Raw genomic sequence first — 16,277 nt, 5'->3', positions numbered from 1 at the left:
GACAGCAGCCGCCGGGTCGCACAACGCCCGGCGGCTGTCCCATGCGCGGCCCCCGGGTGCACCCCATCGAACCTGGACCGCGTTCACCCGTTTCCCGCACCGGTCCCCACGAGCGATAATCGAACGTGGGGCCGCGGCATGCGGGCATGCTCGGACGTCCACCTCGTCAGGGACAGCAGTCTCCGAGAGCAGGCGTGCGCGCGCGGTCCTCCCCACACGACCGGTGAAGGACACGCACTCATGACGACGCCCACGATCGAGCTCAAGCCCTCCTCCAGCCCGCTGTCCGCCGCGGAGCGCGAGGCGATCCTGGCCAACCCGGGATTCGGCCGCCACTTCACCGACCACATGGTCACCATCCGGTGGACCGAGGGCCGGGGCTGGCACGACGCCCAGCTCGTGCCGTACGGCCCGCTCGCCCTCGACCCGGCCACCAACGTCCTGCACTACGCGCAGGAGATCTTCGAGGGCCTGAAGGCCTACCGCCGCCCCGACGGCTCGGTCGCCAGCTTCCGCCCCGACGCCAACGCCCGCCGCTTCCAGGCCTCCGCCCGCCGGCTCGCCATGCCCGAGCTGCCCGTCGAGACCTTCGTCGAGGCCTGTGACGTCCTCGTCCAGCACGACAAGGCGTGGGTCCCGGAGCACGGCGGCGAGGCCTCGCTCTACCTGCGTCCGTTCATGATCGCGACCGAGGTCGGCCTGGGCGTCCGCCCGGCCAACGAGTACCTCTTCGTCGTCATCGCCTCCCCGGCCGGCCCGTACTTCCCCGGCGGCGTGAAGCCCGTCTCCATCTGGCTCTCGGAGAACCGCGTCCGCGCCGTCCCCGGCGGCGTCGGCGACGCCAAGACCGGCGGCAACTACGCGGCCTCCCTGCTCGCTCAGGCCGAGGCGGCCCAGAAGGGCTGCGACCAGGTCGCCTACCTCGACGCCGTGGAGCACAAGTGGGTCGAGGAACTCGGCGGCATGAACCTGTACTTCGTGTACGGGAACAAGCTGATCACCCCCACGCTCACCGGTTCGCTGCTCGCCGGCATCACGCGTGACTCGCTGCTCAAGCTCGCGGCGGACCTCGGCCTGGAGCCGGAGGAGGGCCGCGTCTCCATCGACCAGTGGCAGGCCGACAGCGCGAACGGCACCCTGACCGAGGTCTTCGCCTGCGGCACCGCCGCCGTGATCACCCCGGTCGGCACGGTCAAGTCCGAGCGGGGCGAGTGGCAGCAGTCGGGCGGCGAGCCCGGCGAGATCACGATGAAGCTGCGCGACGCGCTGCTCGCCGTCCAGACCGGCAAGGCCGAGGACGTCCACGGCTGGATGCACGAGCTGGGCTAGTCGTACGGGTCGGCCCGGCCGGGTGAGCCGGGCCGGTCGCTACTCCGCCTGCGCCAGGGCTTCCGGGGCCGTCACGGTCCCGGAGGCCCTGTTCGGCGTCAGGACCGCGTACAGCGCCCCGCCCACCAGCCCCGACAGCACGAAGCTGCAGTCGATGCCGCCGGTCAGGGCCAGCAGCGGACCCTCGTACAGCGGCGTCGACACCCCGGCGAGACCGACCGCCGCGCCGATCGCCCAGGAGGCGGTGGCACGCGGGTGCCAGCCCGCCGAGAACCAGTAGATCCCGCCGCGCGAGCGCCGGTTGTAGACCTGGAGCGCCTCCGGGTCGTACGACCCTCCGCAGCGCACATGGCCGATCAGGGTGATCACCGCCCACGGCGTGCCGATCGCGGTGAGCAGCAGGACGAACGAGGTCATCGCCGACTGCGCGTCCGAGGCGAAGTGGCCGAGGAAGACGAAGGCCGTCGCGACCGCCGCGACCACGAGGGTGGCACGCGCGCGGGTGGCCTTCGGCAGGATCGCGTCGAGGTCGAGCCCCATCGAGTAGAGCATCAGACCGGCGTTGCCGACGGAGCCGGCGGTGGCCGCGATCAGCAGCGGCACGAGGTACCAGACCGGGGACGCGGCGACGAGCGGTCCGGCGTAGTCGAGGCCGCCGCGCGCCGCCAGGGCGGTGAACGTACCGAAGAGCTGGGGGATCAGCAGCCCGACGACCAGGCCCAGACAGGTGGCCCGCCACACGGTCTTCGCGCTGTGCCGCCGCGGCGAGACGTACCGGGTGTAGTCGCCGAGCAGGGTGATGAAGGCGACCGGTCCGCTGAGGCCCGCGGCGACCGCCGAGAGCAGCCAGGTCGGCCAGAACGAGCCGAGCAGATACGGGGTGTCCGGCACCGCCGCCGTCGTGAAGTCCCCGGCGTACGCGAGGAGTCCGAGGGCCAGGAGCACGGTCATGCCGACGGCGAGCGCCTTGCTCAGCTTGAGCAGCAGCCGGTAGCCGTACACCGCGGCGACCGCCGTGCAGGCGGCGAGCAGCGCGTAGACGACGGCGTGCGTGGCGCCGCCGGTCGGCAGGCCGGTCAGCCGGGCGAGCGTGCCGACCATGACGTCGCCGCCGATCCAGAGGGTCAGCGCGGTGTACCCGAGCGAGAGCAGCAGTCCGACCACCGAGCCGACCAGCCGGCCCCGTACGCCGAAGAAGGCGCCGGAGGAGGTGGAGAGGTTGGTGGCGGTACGGAGCGACACGAGCGCCAGCGGGGCGGTGACGGCGACACCGACGAGGGTGCCGGTGACGACGGAGGTCACCGAGGCCCAGAAGCCGAGGCCGAAGGAGACCGGCAGCCAGCCGAAGACGATCACCCCCAGGCAGAGGTTGGACCCGAGCAGGATCGCGACGAGATCCCGGGGGCCACTGGTGCGTTCGGCCTCGGGGACGGTGTCGACTCCGCGCTGTTCGATCGGCATGGGGCCTCCTGGGGGCGCTAGCGGCGAGATTTAGAGTGGCGCTCAATGTGACCTGTGGCAGTGCCTCGCGTCAATGCTTGGAGAAGTGCGTCTCAACATTTAGAGTGTCGCTCAAACAGGAGGTGTTTCGGACGTGCGACTGACTCCCACGGAACGCGACCGGCTGCTGCTCTTCGGCGCCGCCGAGCTCGCCCGCGCCCGCCGGGCCCGGGGCCTGCGGCTCAATGTCCCCGAGGCGACCGCGCTCATCGCGGACACGGTCTGCGAGGCGGCCCGCGACGGCAAGCGACTCGCCGAGGCGATCGAGGCCGCCCGCTCGGTCCTCGGCCCCGACGACGTGCTCCCCGGCGTCGCCGACGTGGTCACCGAGGTCCATGTCGAGGCCGTCTTCGACGACGGCTCGCGGCTCGCGGTCGTCTCCGCCCCGATCGGCGGCGCCGGTCTGGGCGGGTCGGCGCCGGGCGCGCTGCTGCCCGGCCCCGGCCACCCGGAGTCCGAGCCGACGCTCACGCTCCCCGTGCGGAACACGGCGACCGTCCCCGTGAGCGTCACCTCCCACTTCCACTTCTTCGAGGTCAACCCGCGCCTCGACTTCGACCGCGCCGCCGCCTACGGCACGCGGCTGGCCATCCCCGCCGGCGCCTCCTTCCGTTTCGACCCGGGCGGCGAGGCCGAGGTGGGCCTGGTCCCGATCGGCGGCGCTCGGGTCGCCATCGGCTTCGCGGGCCTGGTCGACGGACCCCTCGACGCGCCCGGCGCGAGGGAAGAGGCCCTGCGGCGCGCGGCGGCCTGCGGCTACCTGGGAGTCGAGAGCGGAGACGGCCGGTCCGACGACGGCCGGTCCGACGGCGGCCGGTCCGACGGCGCTCGGTCCGACGAGGAGGGCAACTGATGGACCCGTACGAGTACGCATCCGTGCACGGCCCCCGCGCCGGCGACCGTGTCGTCCTGGGCGACTCCGGGCTCGTCGTCCGCGTCGAGTCGGACTCGCAGCAGCCGGGGGACGAGTTCCTGGCCGGCTTCGGCAAGACCGCCCGCGACGGACTGCACCTGAAGGCCGCGGCCGTCCGCGAGACGTGCGACGTCGTGATCAGCAACGTGCTGGTCATCGACGCCGTCCTCGGCATCCGCAAGGTGTCGATCGGCATCCGCGAGGGCCGCATCCACGCGATCGGCCGGGCCGGGAACCCCGACACCCTCGACGGCGTGGACGTCGTCGTCGGCACCGGCACCTCGATCGTCTCCGGCGAGGGCATGATCGCCACCGCCGGAGCCGTCGACACCCATGTCCACCTGCTCTCGCCCCGGATCATGGAGGCGTCGCTGTCGAGCGGTGTCACCACGGTCATCGGGCAGGAGTTCGGCCCGGTGTGGGGCGTCGGCGTGAACTCGCCGTGGGCGCTGCGTCACGCGTTCAACGCCTTCGACGCCTGGCCGGTCAACATCGGCTTCCTGGCCCGGGGTTCGTCCTCGGACCCGGCACCGCTGGTCGAGGCGCTGGCCGAGGGCGGGGCGTCCGGCTTCAAGGTCCACGAGGACATGGGCGCCCACACGCGCGCCCTCGACACCGCCCTGCGGGTCGCCGAGGAACACGACGTCCAGGTCGCCCTGCACAGCGACGGCCTCAACGAATGCCTCTCGGTCGAGGACACCCTGCGCGTCCTCGACGGCCGTACGATCCACGCCTTCCACATCGAGGGCTGCGGCGGCGGGCACGTACCCAACGTCCTGAAGATGGCGGGCGTGCCGAACGTCATCGGCTCCTCCACCAACCCCACGCTCCCCTTCGGCCGCGACGCCGTCGCCGAGCACTACGGGATGATCGTCTCCGTCCACGACCTGAAGACCGACCTCCCCGGTGACGCCGCCATGGCGCGCGACCGGATCCGGGCCGGGACGATGGGCGCGGAGGACGTCCTGCACGACCTCGGCGCGATCGGGATCACCTCCTCCGACGCGCAGGGGATGGGAAGGGCCGGCGAGACCGTACGCCGGACCTTCGCCATGGCCGGGAAGATGAAGGCCGAGCTCGGACCCATGGAGGGCGACGGCGCGCACGACGACAACGCGCGCGTGCTCCGCTATCTGGCCAAGCTCACCATCAACCCGGCGATCGCCCACGGCCTCGCCCACGAGATCGGCTCGATCGAGGTCGGCAAGCTGGCCGACATCGTGCTGTGGAAGCCGCAGTTCTTCGGCGCCAAGCCGCAGCTGGTGCTGAAGTCCGGCTTCCCGGCGTGGGGGGTCGTGGGCGACCCGAACGCCGCCACCGACACCTGCGAACCGCTCGTCCTCGGACCGTTGTTCGGCGCGCACGGCGCCACGGCCGCCGACCTCTCGGTCGCGTTCGTCGCCCAGGCGGCCGTCGACCTCGGCGCCGACAGGATGCCGACCCGCCGCCGCCGCGTCCCCGTCCGCGGCACACGCGGCATCGGTCCGGCCGACCTGCGGCTCAACTCCCGTACCGGAGACGTCCAGGTCGACGGCGACACCGGCCTCGTCTCGCTCGACGGCTCGCCGATCCGTTCCGAGGCGGCCGACTCCGTCTCGCTCAACCGCCTCTACTTCCTCTAGTTCCTCTAGGACCTGTCACCATGACCTACCGCATGCCCGCCGAGTGGATGCCGCACGAGCGCACCTGGATGGCCTGGCCCAGCCCCAACCCCACCTTCACCAACGCCGACGAGCTCGCCGAGGCCCGCACGGCCTGGGCGTCCGTGGCCCGCGCCGTACGCCGCTTCGAGCCGGTGACGATGGTGCACGGCCCCGGCGACGCCGAGTCCGTGCGCGCCCTCCTCGGGGAGGACGTCGACCTGGTCGAGCGGGACCTCGACGACGCCTGGATGCGGGACATCGGCCCGACCTTCGTCACCGACGGCACGGAACTGGCGGCCGTGGACTGGGTGTTCAACGGCTGGGGCGGCCAGGACTGGGCCCGCTGGGAGCACGACTCCAAGATCGCCCGCCATGTCGCGGACACGGCCGGAGTCCCGGTCGTGTCCTCCCCGCTCGTCAACGAGGGCGGCGCGATCCACGTCGACGGCGAGGGCACGGTCCTGCTGACCGACACCGTCCAGCTCGGCGCCGGCCGCAATCCCGAGTGGACCCGTGAGCAGGTCGAGCACGAGATCCACGCCAAGCTCGGCACGACGAAGGCGATCTGGCTCCCCAACGGCCTCGCCGGCGACTACGGCCTCTACGGCACCCAGGGCCACGTCGACATCGTCGCCGCCTTCGCCCGCCCCGGCACGGTCCTCGTCCACAGCCAGCAGGACCCGGCCCACCCGGACTACGAGCGCTCCAGGACGTACGTGAACATCCTGCGCGGCCAGACCGACGCCCAGGGCCGCCCCCTTGAGGTCGTCGAGATCCCCGCCCCGACCGTCCTCAAGGACGAGGAGGGCGAGTGGGTCGACTACTCGTACATCAACCACTACCTGTGCAACGACGGCGTGGTCCTCTGCGCCTTCGACGACCCGCACGACGAGCTGGCGGCCGAGATCTTCCGCCGCCTCTTCCCGGAACGCGAGGTCGTCCTGGTCGACGCGCGCACGATCTTCGCGGGTGGGGGCGGCATCCACTGCATCACACAGCAGCAGCCGAGGGTCTGAAACCCCTTGGCGGCGGTCGCGGGCGGCGTGACAGCCTGCGGCCATGCCGCTGATCACCCACGAAGGCGCCGCCTACGCGCTCCAGATCCTGTATTCCGTACCGGACGACGCCTGGTACCTGGAGCTGGACCACGTCGCCGACCGGAGGACCCTCGTCACGGCGGTCGTACCGGACGAGGATCCGGCGCGGGAGCCGACCGTGTGCGTCGACCCCGTGTCGGGCCACCACCGCATCCCGTACGACGTCATGTGCTGGTTCATGGAACACGTGGCGGAGGAGATCCGCACGTCCCGGGGATGGATGCGGCTGAGACCCGAGCTCGTCGAGATCATCCGCGGGCTGCGCGAGGAGTACCTGGGCATGATCGACGACGAGCGGTTCGGGCCCGTCCTCGCGGAGCTGCGGGCGACCGTGCCCGCCGAGGACCTCCCCGACGTCCTGGGCGCCGCCTTCGGACGGAACGCCGACGGAAGCGTGAGGTAGAACAGACGAGTGACCCGTATCGACCCCGCCGCACCCCGGCGACGCAACAACGCCGCCCCTCCCCGTGAGGAGCTGCTCGCCGCCGCCATGGACACCATCGCCGAGCGGGGGCTCGACGGGCTGACCATGGCCGGTCTCGGGCGTCAGGTCGGGATGAGCAGTGGGCACCTGCTCTACTACTTCCGCACCAAGGACGAGCTGCTGCTCCAGACCCTGGAGTGGAGCGAGGGACGGCTCGGCGCCGAGCGGAGTGCGCTGCTGTCCCGGCCGGGGACCGCGCGCGAGCGGCTCGACGGGTACGTGGACGTGTACGTGCCCGACGGCCCGCGCGATCCGCACTGGATCCTGTGGCTGGAGGTCTGGAACCGGTCCCAGAACGCCGACGCCGACGCCCGTACCCGCCAGGCCGCCATCGAGGGGGCCTGGCACCGGGACCTGGTCGCGATCCTCGCCGAGGGGGTCTCGCGCGGCGAGTTCCGGCCGGTCGACCCGGACCGCTTCGCCACCCGTACGAGGGCCCTCCTGGACGGCTTCAGCGTGCACGTCGCGGTCGGCGTACCCGGCACCGGTCGCGAGCAAGTCCTTTCGCACGTACGGGAGTTCATCGAGCAGGACCTGTTGCCGCGACCGTAACGCACGTAAGTACACAGGATCGTTGTCCGCTGCACCCTTGTTGACCGAAGGGCGGCTCCGGCACGGTTCCTGCCCATGGGACGAGAGCACTGGAAGAAGATCTGGGTCGGCTCCGCGGGCAACATGGTCGAGTGGTTCGACTGGTTCGTGTACGCGAGCTTCGCCACCTACTTCGCGGGGGCGTTCTTCCCCGAGGGCAACGACACCGCCAAACTCATGAACACCGCCGGCATCTTCGCCGTCGGCTTCTTCATGCGGCCCGTCGGCGGCTGGCTGCTCGGCCGGGTCGGTGACCGCAAGGGCCGCAAGGCCGCCCTCACCCTCACCGTCACCCTGATGTCCGCCTCCGCGCTCCTCATCGCCGTCGCGCCCACGTACTCCGTCGCCGGATACGGCGGCGCCGCCGTCCTCCTGATCGCCCGCCTCCTCCAGGGGCTCTCCGTCGGCGGGGAGTACGCCGCCAGCGCCACCTACCTCACCGAGGCCTCGGCCCCGGAGCACCGCGGCTTCGCCTCCAGCTTCCAGTACGTGTCGATGACCGCCGGCCAGATCCTCGGCCTCGGCCTGCTGCTGATCCTCCAGCACACCCTGTCCACCGAGGCCCTGCACAGCTGGGGCTGGCGCATCCCGTTCGTCATCGGCGCCCTCGGCGCGGCCGTCGTCTTCTATCTGCGTCGCACCATGCTGGAGACGGAGGTGTACGAGGCCTCCGCCGACGACGGGGTCGAGAGTGACCGGAAGGGGACCCTCAAGGCCCTGTGGGCGCACCGCCGCGAGGCCTTCCTCGTCATCGCGCTCACCATGGGCGGGACCGTCGCGTACTACACGTACACCACGTACCTCACGAAGTACCTCTCCAACTCGGCCGGCCTGCCCAAGCAGACCGCGACCCTGGTCTCCTTCTGCGCCCTCATCGTCTTCGCCTGCCTCCAGCCGCTGGCCGGCCGGCTCTCCGACCGCATCGGCCGCCGCCCGCTCCTCATCACCTTCGCGGTCGGCTCCACGCTCCTCACCGTCCCGATCCTGACCATGCTCAAGCACGCGGGCTCCTTCTGGCCGGCCCTCGGGCTCTCCCTCCTCGCCCTCCTCGTCATCACCGGCTACACCTCCATCAACGCCTGCGTGAAGGCCGAGCTCTTCCCCACCGGCATCCGCGCCCTCGGCGTCGCCCTGCCGTACGCCATCGCCAACGCGCTCTTCGGCGGCACCGCCGAGTACGTGGCCCTCTGGTTCAAGGACGCCGGGATCGAGTCGGGCTTCTACTGGTACGTGGCGGGCTGCGCGGCCGTCTCGCTGATCGTCTACCTCACGATGCGGGAGACCCGGGACATCGACCTGGGCCGGGTCGGGACGGACGGCACCGCCGTGCCCGGACAGAAGCGGGACCAGCTGCCCGTATCGTGAGACCGGCGTCCCGTTGATCTTCCACCTGTGTCAGACTTCCGGCGTGCTTGCTACCACGATGATTATCGGCAGCAGCGCGCCGGTCCGCAGTGGCCACTGATTCGCGGCACAACCCCGCGGCAGTGGACACCGTGCCCCAGACCCGCGCGCAGACCTCTCGCACCCGCGAGGGGTTTTTTCGTTTTCCGGCCCCACCCATGCCGGAAGCGGACGCCGCGTGAGAATGGGGGCAAGTGGATCCAGACCTTCCGGAGCCACATCCGACAGGAGCCATCACAGTCATGACCACGGAGAACGCCGAGAGCTCGCGCCTCGACGACAGCTTCCATGTCTTCGACACGACGCTGCGCGACGGGGCGCAGCGTGAAGGCATCAACCTCACCGTCGCGGACAAGCTGACCATCGCCCGGCACCTCGACGAGTTCGGTGTGGGCTTCATCGAGGGCGGCTGGCCCGGAGCCAACCCTCGCGACACGGAGTTCTTCGCCCGCGCGCAGCAGGAGATCGTCTTCAAGAACGCGCAGCTCGTCGCGTTCGGCGCGACCCGCAGGGCCGGCGGCGACGCGGCCGAGGACCCGCAGGTCAAGGCCCTCCTGGACTCCGGCGCGCCCGTCGTCACGCTGGTCGCCAAGTCCCACGACCGGCACGTGGAACTCGCCCTGCGCACCACGCTCGACGAGAACCTGGAGATGGTCCGGGACACCGTCTCCCACCTGGTCTCCCAGGGCCGCCGCGTCTTCGTCGACTGCGAGCACTTCTTCGACGGCTACAAGGCCAACCCCGACTACGCCAAGGCCGTCGTCCGCGCCGCGCACGAGTCCGGCGCCGATGTCGTCATCCTCTGTGACACCAACGGCGGCATGCTCCCGGCCCAGATCCAGGCCGTCGTCGCCACCGTCATCGCCGACACCGGCGCCCGCCTCGGAATCCACGCCCAGGACGACACCGGCTGCGCCGTCGCCAACACCCTGGCCGCCGTCGACGCCGGCGCCACCCACGTCCAGTGCACCGCCAACGGCTACGGCGAGCGGGTCGGCAACGCCAACCTCTTCCCGGTCGTCGCCGCCCTGGAGCTGAAGTACGGCAAGAGGGTGCTGCCCGACGGCGCGCTCGCCGAGATGACCCGCATCTCGCACGCCATCGCCGAGGTCGTCAACCTCACCCCCTCCACCCACCAGCCGTACGTCGGCGTCTCCGCGTTCGCGCACAAGGCCGGGCTCCACGCCTCCGCGATCAAGGTCGACCCCGACCTCTACCAGCACATCGACCCCGAACTGGTCGGCAACACCATGCGGATGCTGGTCTCCGACATGGCGGGCCGCGCCTCCATCGAGCTCAAGGGCAAGGAGCTCGGCGTCGACCTGGGCGACGACCGCGCCCTGATCGCCCGGGTCGTCGAGCGGGTCAAGGAGCGCGAACTCCAGGGCTACACGTACGAGGCCGCCGACGCCTCCTTCGAGCTGCTCCTGCGCGAGGAGGTCGAGGGCCGGGCCCGGCGCTACTTCCGTACGGAGTCCTGGCGGGCGATCGTCGAGGACCGCCCCGACGGCACCCATGCCAACGAGGCCACCGTGAAGCTCTGGGCCAAGGGTGAACGGATCGTCGCCACCGCCGAGGGCAACGGCCCCGTCAACGCCCTCGACCGTGCGATGCGCCTGGCCCTGGAGCGGATCTACCCGCAGCTCGCCAAGTTCGAGCTGGTCGACTACAAGGTCCGCATCCTGGAAGGCCGCCACGGCACCGAGTCCACGACCCGCGTCCTGATCACCACCAGCGACGGCAACGGGGAGTGGTCGACGGTCGGCGTCGGCGAGAACGTCATCGCCGCCTCCTGGCAGGCCCTGGAGGACGCCTTCACGTACGGGGTGCTGCGGGCCGGGATCGACCCCTCCGAGTAGCCCGCCCGATGCCGGGAGCGGCCCTCTATGTCTTGTTTGTCGCGCTTCAGGTAGCGTCGAACCATGAGGACCAGGGCGCTCACCGTACTGTCGGCCCTCGGCGGGCTGATACTCCTGCTGCTCCTGGCCCTGGCCCCCTCCGCGGGCGCCAGGGCCACGGGGATACCCGACGCGGCCGCCGCCCTGAAACAGGGCCCGGTGTACGTCGACCCGGGCGCCGCCGACCAGCTGTCGAAGCCCCAGGCGGACGCCCTCGCCCAGAAGATCAAGGACGCGGACAAGCCGCTGTTCGTGGCGGTCCTGCCCGCGAACGCGCAGTTCCCACCGGAGAACCTCCTCCAGAACCTGCGGACCCAGACCGGAATCACCGGCCTGTACGCGGTCCGCCTCGGTGACGGCTTCGACGCGGGCGCCGACCGCGCGGTCATGTCCCAGCAGGCCGTGCGGAACCTCGTCACCTCCGTGAAGCAGCCGGGGGCCGACGCGGCCACCGAACTCAACAACTTCGTCGACCAGGCCCTGCCCACGATGCGCGGCTCCGCCCCCGCCGGCTGGGGCTCCGTCGGCACCGACGAGGGCGTCCCCGTCGCCGGCCTGGTGACCCTCGGTGCCGTGGTCGCCGCCGGAGGCGCGGGCGCCTACGCGGTCGTCCGCCGCAACCGGCTCCGCAAGGAGGCCGAGGAGCGCGCCGCGCTCGACAAGCTCCGGGTCGTCGTCGACGAGGACATCACCGCCTTCGGCGAAGAACTCGAACGCCTCGACTTCCACCCCGCGGAGGCGGGCGCCGACGACGCCATGCGCGGCGACTACGAACGCTCCCTCGACTCGTACGACAAGGCGAAGTCCCTGATGGCCTCCGCCGCCCGGCCCCATGACGTCCGCGCGGTCACCGAGGCCCTGGAGGACGGCCGCTACTCCCTCGCCGTCCTCGCCGCCCGCCGCGAGTCCCGGCCGCTCCCCGAGCGCCGCGCCCCCTGCTTCTTCGACCCGCGGCACGGCCCCTCCGCCGAGGACCGCACCTGGACCCCGGCCGGCGGCACCGCCCGCCAGGTCCCGGTCTGCGCCGCCGACGCGGCCCGCCTCGACGACGGCCTGGACCCGATGGCCCGCACGGTCGACGCGGACGGCGTGCGCCGCCCGTACTGGGAGGCGGGACCGGCCTACGGCCCCTGGGCGGGCGGCTACTTCGGCGGCGGCATCCTCCCCGGCCTCCTGATGGGCACCGTCCTCGGCTCGATGCTCTCCACCCCGGCCTACGCGGCCGAGTACGGCGGCAACGACTTCTCCGGCGGCGACTTCTCCGGCGCCGACTTCGACTCCGGAGACTTCGGTGGCAGCGGCTTCGGCGACGGCGGCGGCTTCGGAGGCGGCGACTTCGGCGGGGGCGGCGGATTCGACGGCGGGGGCGGGTTCTAGAGAGGTGTCGTGGCAGCCCCTCAGACCAGCGGCTTCACCGACATCAGCAGGTGGCGGTGGTGCGCGTCCGGGCCGTCGGTGAGGAGGGCTCTCTGGCCGGGGCCCAGGAGGTGGAAGTGGACCTTCGGGGAGTCCAGGGTGGTCAGGGCGTCCAGGAGGTAGCCGGGGTTGAAGGCGACCGTCAGGGTGTCCGGGCCGGTGAGGGTGGACGGGAGGTTCTGGGAGGCCACGTCGTCCTCGTAGCCCGCCTGGAGATGGATCGACGTGGGGGTGAAGGTCAGCTGGACCGGACTGTCGCCCTCGGCGACGACCGCGACCCGCTTCACGGCCTCGGTCAGCGGGGCCCGGTCGGTGGTGGCCAGCGCGTGGTCGCCGAGGGCGAAGAGCTTGTCGTGGCGGGGGAGGCGGCCGTCGAGCAGACGGGTGGTGGTGCGCAGGCCGCCGCTCTCGAAGCCGATCGAGCCGCCGTCCAGGGCGAGCCGAGCCGCGCCCGTGCCCGTGAGGGAACGGGCGATCTCGGTGAGACGGCGGGCCGGGACGACCACGTCGGCGGGTTCGTCGTGGCCGTCCGCCCCCGGCTTCCATTCCAGGGTGCGGACCGCGTAGCGGTAGCGGTCGGTGGCCGCGAGCGTCATGGTCGTGCCGTCCAGGGCGAGCCGTATCCCGGTCAGCACCGGCAGGGAGTCGTCCCGGCCCGCCGCCACCGCCACCTGGCCGACCGCCGCCGCGAAGGCGTCCCCGTCCACCTCGCCGCGGACCTCGGGCAGCGCGGGCGGTGCCGGGTAGTCGTCCAGGGGCAGCAGGGAGAGGCCGAAGCGGGCGTCGCCGGAGGTCACCGAGAGGCGGGCGCCCTCCACGGCGAGTTCCGTGCGGCCCCGGGGGAGCACCTTGCAGATGTCGAGCAGCCGCCGCCCCAGGACCAGGGCCCGGCCCTCGACGTCCGTGTCGGCCTCGACCTCGACCCGGGCCGAGGCCTCGTGGTCGAGGCCGGAGACGCGCAGCCGGCCGTCCGCCGCCTCCAGGAGCAGGCCGCCGAGGACGGGCATGGGGGAGCGGGCCGGGAGGACGCGCGCGGCCCAGGCCACGGCATCGGTCAACACGCCGCTGTCGATACGGAATTCCATGCCGCCGACGCTAGCCGCCGCCACTGACAATGCCGTCGACCAGCAGGTTCAGGCGTCCTGAAGCGGGACGGGACGCGGGACGGGATGCGGGACGGTGCCCGGGACTGAGCCCGGGAAGGAAAGCGTGCCTTCGATCGTTCCGGGTCTGAGACAAGTCAGCCGCCTTCAGGGGGAGTAGTGCGATGAGCGACGTCCGCGTCCACGGCACGGTGGAGTCCGGATTCGAGGCCGTACGGGAGGAGTTCGCCACCGTCGTGGCGAACGAGGCGCGCGACGGCGGCGCCCAGCTCGCCGTGCATCACCACGGCCGCCTCGTCGTGGACCTCTGGGGCGGCGACGGGGTCGACGGGGACTCGCTCCTCGGCCTCTACTCCTCCTCCAAGGGCGCCATGGCCCTGGTCGCCGCCCTCCTCGTCCAGGAAGGCGCCCTCGACCTGGACCGCGAAGTCTCCTCCTGGTGGCCGGAGTTCGCCGCCGAGGGCAAGGGGAGGCTGACCCTGCGCCAGCTGCTCGCCCACCGCTCCGGCGTGATCGGCGTCGACGGAGGCTTCCGCCTCGACGAACTCGCCGACGACCGGGTGGTGGCCGCCCGGCTCGCCGGCCAGCGCCCCTTCTGGGAGCCCGGCACCGCCCACGGCTACCACGCCCTCGTGATCGGAGCCCTGGTCGGCGAGGTCGTCCTGCGGGCCACCGGCCGGACGATCCGGGAGACGTTCGAGGAGCGGGTCCGCGCCCCGTACGCACTCGACTACTACCTCGGCCTGCCGGAGGAGCTGGAGCCCCGCTTCCGTACGGCCCTGCCGATGCTGCCCACGCCCGCCGAGCAGGCGCTCCTCGCGGAGAACCCGATCGCCCCCGACAGCCTCATGGCCATCGCGTTCAACCTCCACGCGGACCCGCCGTTCGACGGCTGCGCGTACGCCAACTCCCGTACGGTACGGGCGCTGGCGCCGCTCTCCGGCGGCGGCATCGGCTCCGCGCGCGGCCTCTCCCGGATGTACGCCGCCATCGCCGGAGAGCTCGACGGCCACGCCCCGCTCCTGAAGCCGGACACCCTGGCCGAGGTCGCCCGGATCCACTCCTCCGGCACGGACCTGGTGACCGGTGAGAAGAACGCCTTCGGCCTCGGCTTCGTCCCGCTGGCCACCCGGTACCCGGCTCTCACCCGCGCCGCCGTCGGCCACAGCGGCGCCCCCGGTTCCCAGGCCTTCGCCGACCCGGCCACCGGCCTCGCCTACAGCTACACCCGCCGCCGCTTCGCCTTCGGCGGCGGCCCAGGCGCCGCCGAGAACGACCGCCTGATCCCGGCGGTGGCCGCGGCGGTCGGGAGTCAGAGCTAGGAGCGCCGTCGCGCAACGCCGAGCGCCCGCCTTCCGCTGTGGCGGAGGGCGGGCGCGCTCGGGTGACCGGGGGAGGATCCCCGGGGATGATCAGCCTCAGGCGGCGTTCTTGATCGCGGAGATGTCGAAGTTCAGCTTGACCTTGTCGCTGACCATCACACCGCCGGTCTCCAGGGCCGCGTTCCAGGTCAGGCCCCAGTCGGAGCGCAGGATCTCGGCGGAGCCCTCGAAGCCGACGCGCTCGTTGCCGTACACGTCCGTCGCGGAGCCGTTGAACTCCAGGTCGATGGCGAGCGGCTTCGTGACGTCCTTGATGGTCAGGTCGCCGGTGATCCGGTACTTGTCGCCGCCCAGCTGCTCGGCGGCCGAGGAGCGGAAGCTCATCAGCGGGAACTGCTCGGCGTCGAAGAAGTCGCCGCTGCGCAGGTGACCGTCGCGGTCGCCGATGCCCGTGTCGATCGAGGCGATCTTGATGTCGATCGAGGCGGTGGAGGCGTCCGGGTTCGCGCCGTCCAGCGAGAGGGCGCCCTCGTGCTCGGCGAAGGTGCCGCGGACGTTGGTGACCATGGCGTGACGGACGGTGAAGCCGATGCTGCTGTGGGCCGGGTCGATGGTGTAGTCGCCGGTCAGGGCGGCCAGGGCCGGGTCGACGGGGAGGGTGGCGACGGCGACGGCGGACTCGTTGCTCTTGCGGTTGAAGAGACCCATGACTGACTGCTCCTTGATCGAAGATTTGTTGTTGAGCGGTACTTGTTGAACCTTCAACGAGAACGACTGTAGACGCATTCCGTTCAATTTTCAACATCTAGGGAAGATGTTCATCCGGATGAGGCGAACCGGAAGCCGACGCCCCCTTTCGGACGCGCGTAGAACTGCGGCACCATCTCCCTGCGCCACGGTTCCCTCAGCGCCACCGGCACCACCTGCACTGCCGTCCCCAACCGTCACGGTCACCAGCAGGAGGCACTCCCGATGAAGTTCCGCTCCGTCCTCACCGCCCTGGCCCTCGTCCTCGGCGCCCTCTTCGCGCCCGGCGTCGGCGTCCTCACCGCCGCCGGCGAGGCCCACGCGGTCACCAAGATCAGCCACGCCACCGCGACCTCGATGTTCCGGTCCTCCGGGATCACCTGGAGCTCGTCCGGCAACTGCTCCAACCGCAACGTCTCCACCTGCACGTCCTTCGACCAGCTCAACCTGGCCACCGCCCAGGGTGCCCAGACCCTGAAGAGCGCCAGCGGCTGCGCCCTGAACATCACCGGAGGCACCGAGACGGGCCACGCGAGCGGCACGTACTCCCACTGGAACGGCTACAAGCTCGACTTCGGCAAGGCCACCTGTGTCACCAACTACGTGAAGAACACGTTCACGTACATCGGTGTCCGCGGGGACGGCGCCCCGCAGTGGAAGTCCGGCGCGGGCAACGTCTACGCCGACGAGGGCAACCACTGGGACGTGACCTTCTACAATTGCGGCGGCTGCTGACCGGTCGCTGACCGGCCGCGGATCGTCCGCGGACCGGCCGCCGGCCTCAAGGAACCCCCTTCGGTGGTCACTTGGACTAACCGAAGGGGATTCTT

General features: G+C 71.5%; 14 protein-coding genes. 11 read left to right on the top strand and 3 right to left on the bottom strand.

Features of this window, described 5'->3' with window-relative positions; translation table 11 throughout:
* The first annotated feature begins 240 nt into the window (after positions 1-240).
* Positions 241-1,329 carry a branched-chain amino acid aminotransferase gene (locus OG259_RS12750; RefSeq protein WP_328942371.1) on the top strand — a complete coding sequence of 363 codons (1,089 nt, stop codon included), beginning with the start codon at positions 241-243 and terminating at the stop codon, positions 1,327-1,329.
* A gap of 39 nt (positions 1,330-1,368) precedes the next feature.
* On the opposite strand, the gene OG259_RS12745 is transcribed toward OG259_RS12750, so the two are convergent.
* Positions 1,369-2,790, bottom strand: coding sequence for a cytosine permease (locus OG259_RS12745; RefSeq protein ID WP_328942370.1), 1,422 nt, complete (start codon positions 2,788-2,790; stop codon positions 1,369-1,371).
* Between the two features lie 133 nt (positions 2,791-2,923).
* Here OG259_RS12745 and ureA point away from each other — a divergent pair, with 133 nt between their 5' ends.
* From ureA to OG259_RS12705, 8 genes are all read left to right on the top strand, one after another.
* Positions 2,924-3,682: an urease subunit gamma gene (ureA, locus tag OG259_RS12740; RefSeq protein WP_328942369.1), complete on the top strand. Its 759-nt coding sequence runs from the start codon at positions 2,924-2,926 to the stop codon at positions 3,680-3,682.
* Positions 3,682-5,364, top strand: a complete 1,683-nt coding sequence (locus OG259_RS12735; RefSeq protein WP_328942368.1) for an urease subunit alpha — start codon at positions 3,682-3,684, stop codon at positions 5,362-5,364. Before ureA ends, OG259_RS12735 begins: the two co-directional genes overlap by 1 nt.
* A 20-nt stretch (positions 5,365-5,384) precedes the next feature.
* A complete protein-coding gene (locus OG259_RS12730) occupies positions 5,385-6,401 on the top strand; it encodes an agmatine deiminase family protein (RefSeq protein WP_328942367.1) in 1,017 nt (338 codons plus the stop codon).
* Between the two features lie 43 nt (positions 6,402-6,444).
* The gene (locus OG259_RS12725) at positions 6,445-6,885 is read left to right on the top strand and encodes a hypothetical protein (protein ID WP_328942366.1); all 441 of its coding nucleotides are present in this window, start codon (positions 6,445-6,447) and stop codon (positions 6,883-6,885) included.
* Positions 6,886-6,957: 72 nt separating this feature from the next.
* Complete coding sequence (locus OG259_RS12720) at positions 6,958-7,518, top strand: TetR/AcrR family transcriptional regulator (RefSeq protein WP_443052125.1); 561 nt, start codon at positions 6,958-6,960, stop codon at positions 7,516-7,518.
* 75 nt (positions 7,519-7,593) lie between these two features.
* Positions 7,594-8,922, top strand: a complete 1,329-nt coding sequence (locus OG259_RS12715) for an MFS transporter (RefSeq protein ID WP_328942365.1) — start codon at positions 7,594-7,596, stop codon at positions 8,920-8,922.
* A gap of 281 nt (positions 8,923-9,203) precedes the next feature.
* A complete protein-coding gene (cimA, locus tag OG259_RS12710) occupies positions 9,204-10,820 on the top strand; it encodes a citramalate synthase (protein ID WP_328942364.1) in 1,617 nt (538 codons plus the stop codon).
* A gap of 63 nt (positions 10,821-10,883) precedes the next feature.
* Positions 10,884-12,236, top strand: a complete 1,353-nt coding sequence (locus OG259_RS12705) for a hypothetical protein (protein WP_328942363.1) — start codon at positions 10,884-10,886, stop codon at positions 12,234-12,236.
* 20 nt (positions 12,237-12,256) lie between these two features.
* Here OG259_RS12705 and dnaN read toward each other — a convergent pair whose 3' ends face one another.
* Positions 12,257-13,360 (bottom strand): DNA polymerase III subunit beta, encoded by a 1,104-nt coding sequence (dnaN, locus tag OG259_RS12700; RefSeq protein WP_328942362.1) that lies wholly within the window; start codon positions 13,358-13,360, stop codon positions 12,257-12,259.
* A gap of 182 nt (positions 13,361-13,542) precedes the next feature.
* Between dnaN and OG259_RS12695 the strand changes: the two genes are divergently transcribed.
* Positions 13,543-14,700, top strand: coding sequence for a serine hydrolase domain-containing protein (locus tag OG259_RS12695; protein WP_328942361.1), 1,158 nt, complete (start codon positions 13,543-13,545; stop codon positions 14,698-14,700).
* A 96-nt stretch (positions 14,701-14,796) separates the two neighbouring features.
* Here OG259_RS12695 and OG259_RS12690 read toward each other — a convergent pair whose 3' ends face one another.
* Positions 14,797-15,408 carry a YceI family protein gene (locus tag OG259_RS12690; protein ID WP_328942360.1) on the bottom strand — a complete coding sequence of 204 codons (612 nt, stop codon included), beginning with the start codon at positions 15,406-15,408 and terminating at the stop codon, positions 14,797-14,799.
* 264 nt (positions 15,409-15,672) lie between these two features.
* On the opposite strand from OG259_RS12690, the gene OG259_RS12685 reads away from it, so the two are divergent.
* Entirely contained in the window at positions 15,673-16,182 is a 510-nt protein-coding gene (locus OG259_RS12685) for a hypothetical protein (protein WP_266897058.1), read from the top strand.
* The last annotated feature ends 95 nt before the right edge of the window (positions 16,183-16,277 follow it).

This window comes from Streptomyces sp. NBC_00250 (assembly GCF_036192275.1).
Lineage (GTDB): Bacteria > Actinomycetota > Actinomycetes > Streptomycetales > Streptomycetaceae > Streptomyces.
Note: the sequence above shows the minus strand (reverse complement) of the source record. Positions and strands in the feature narration are given on the sequence as shown.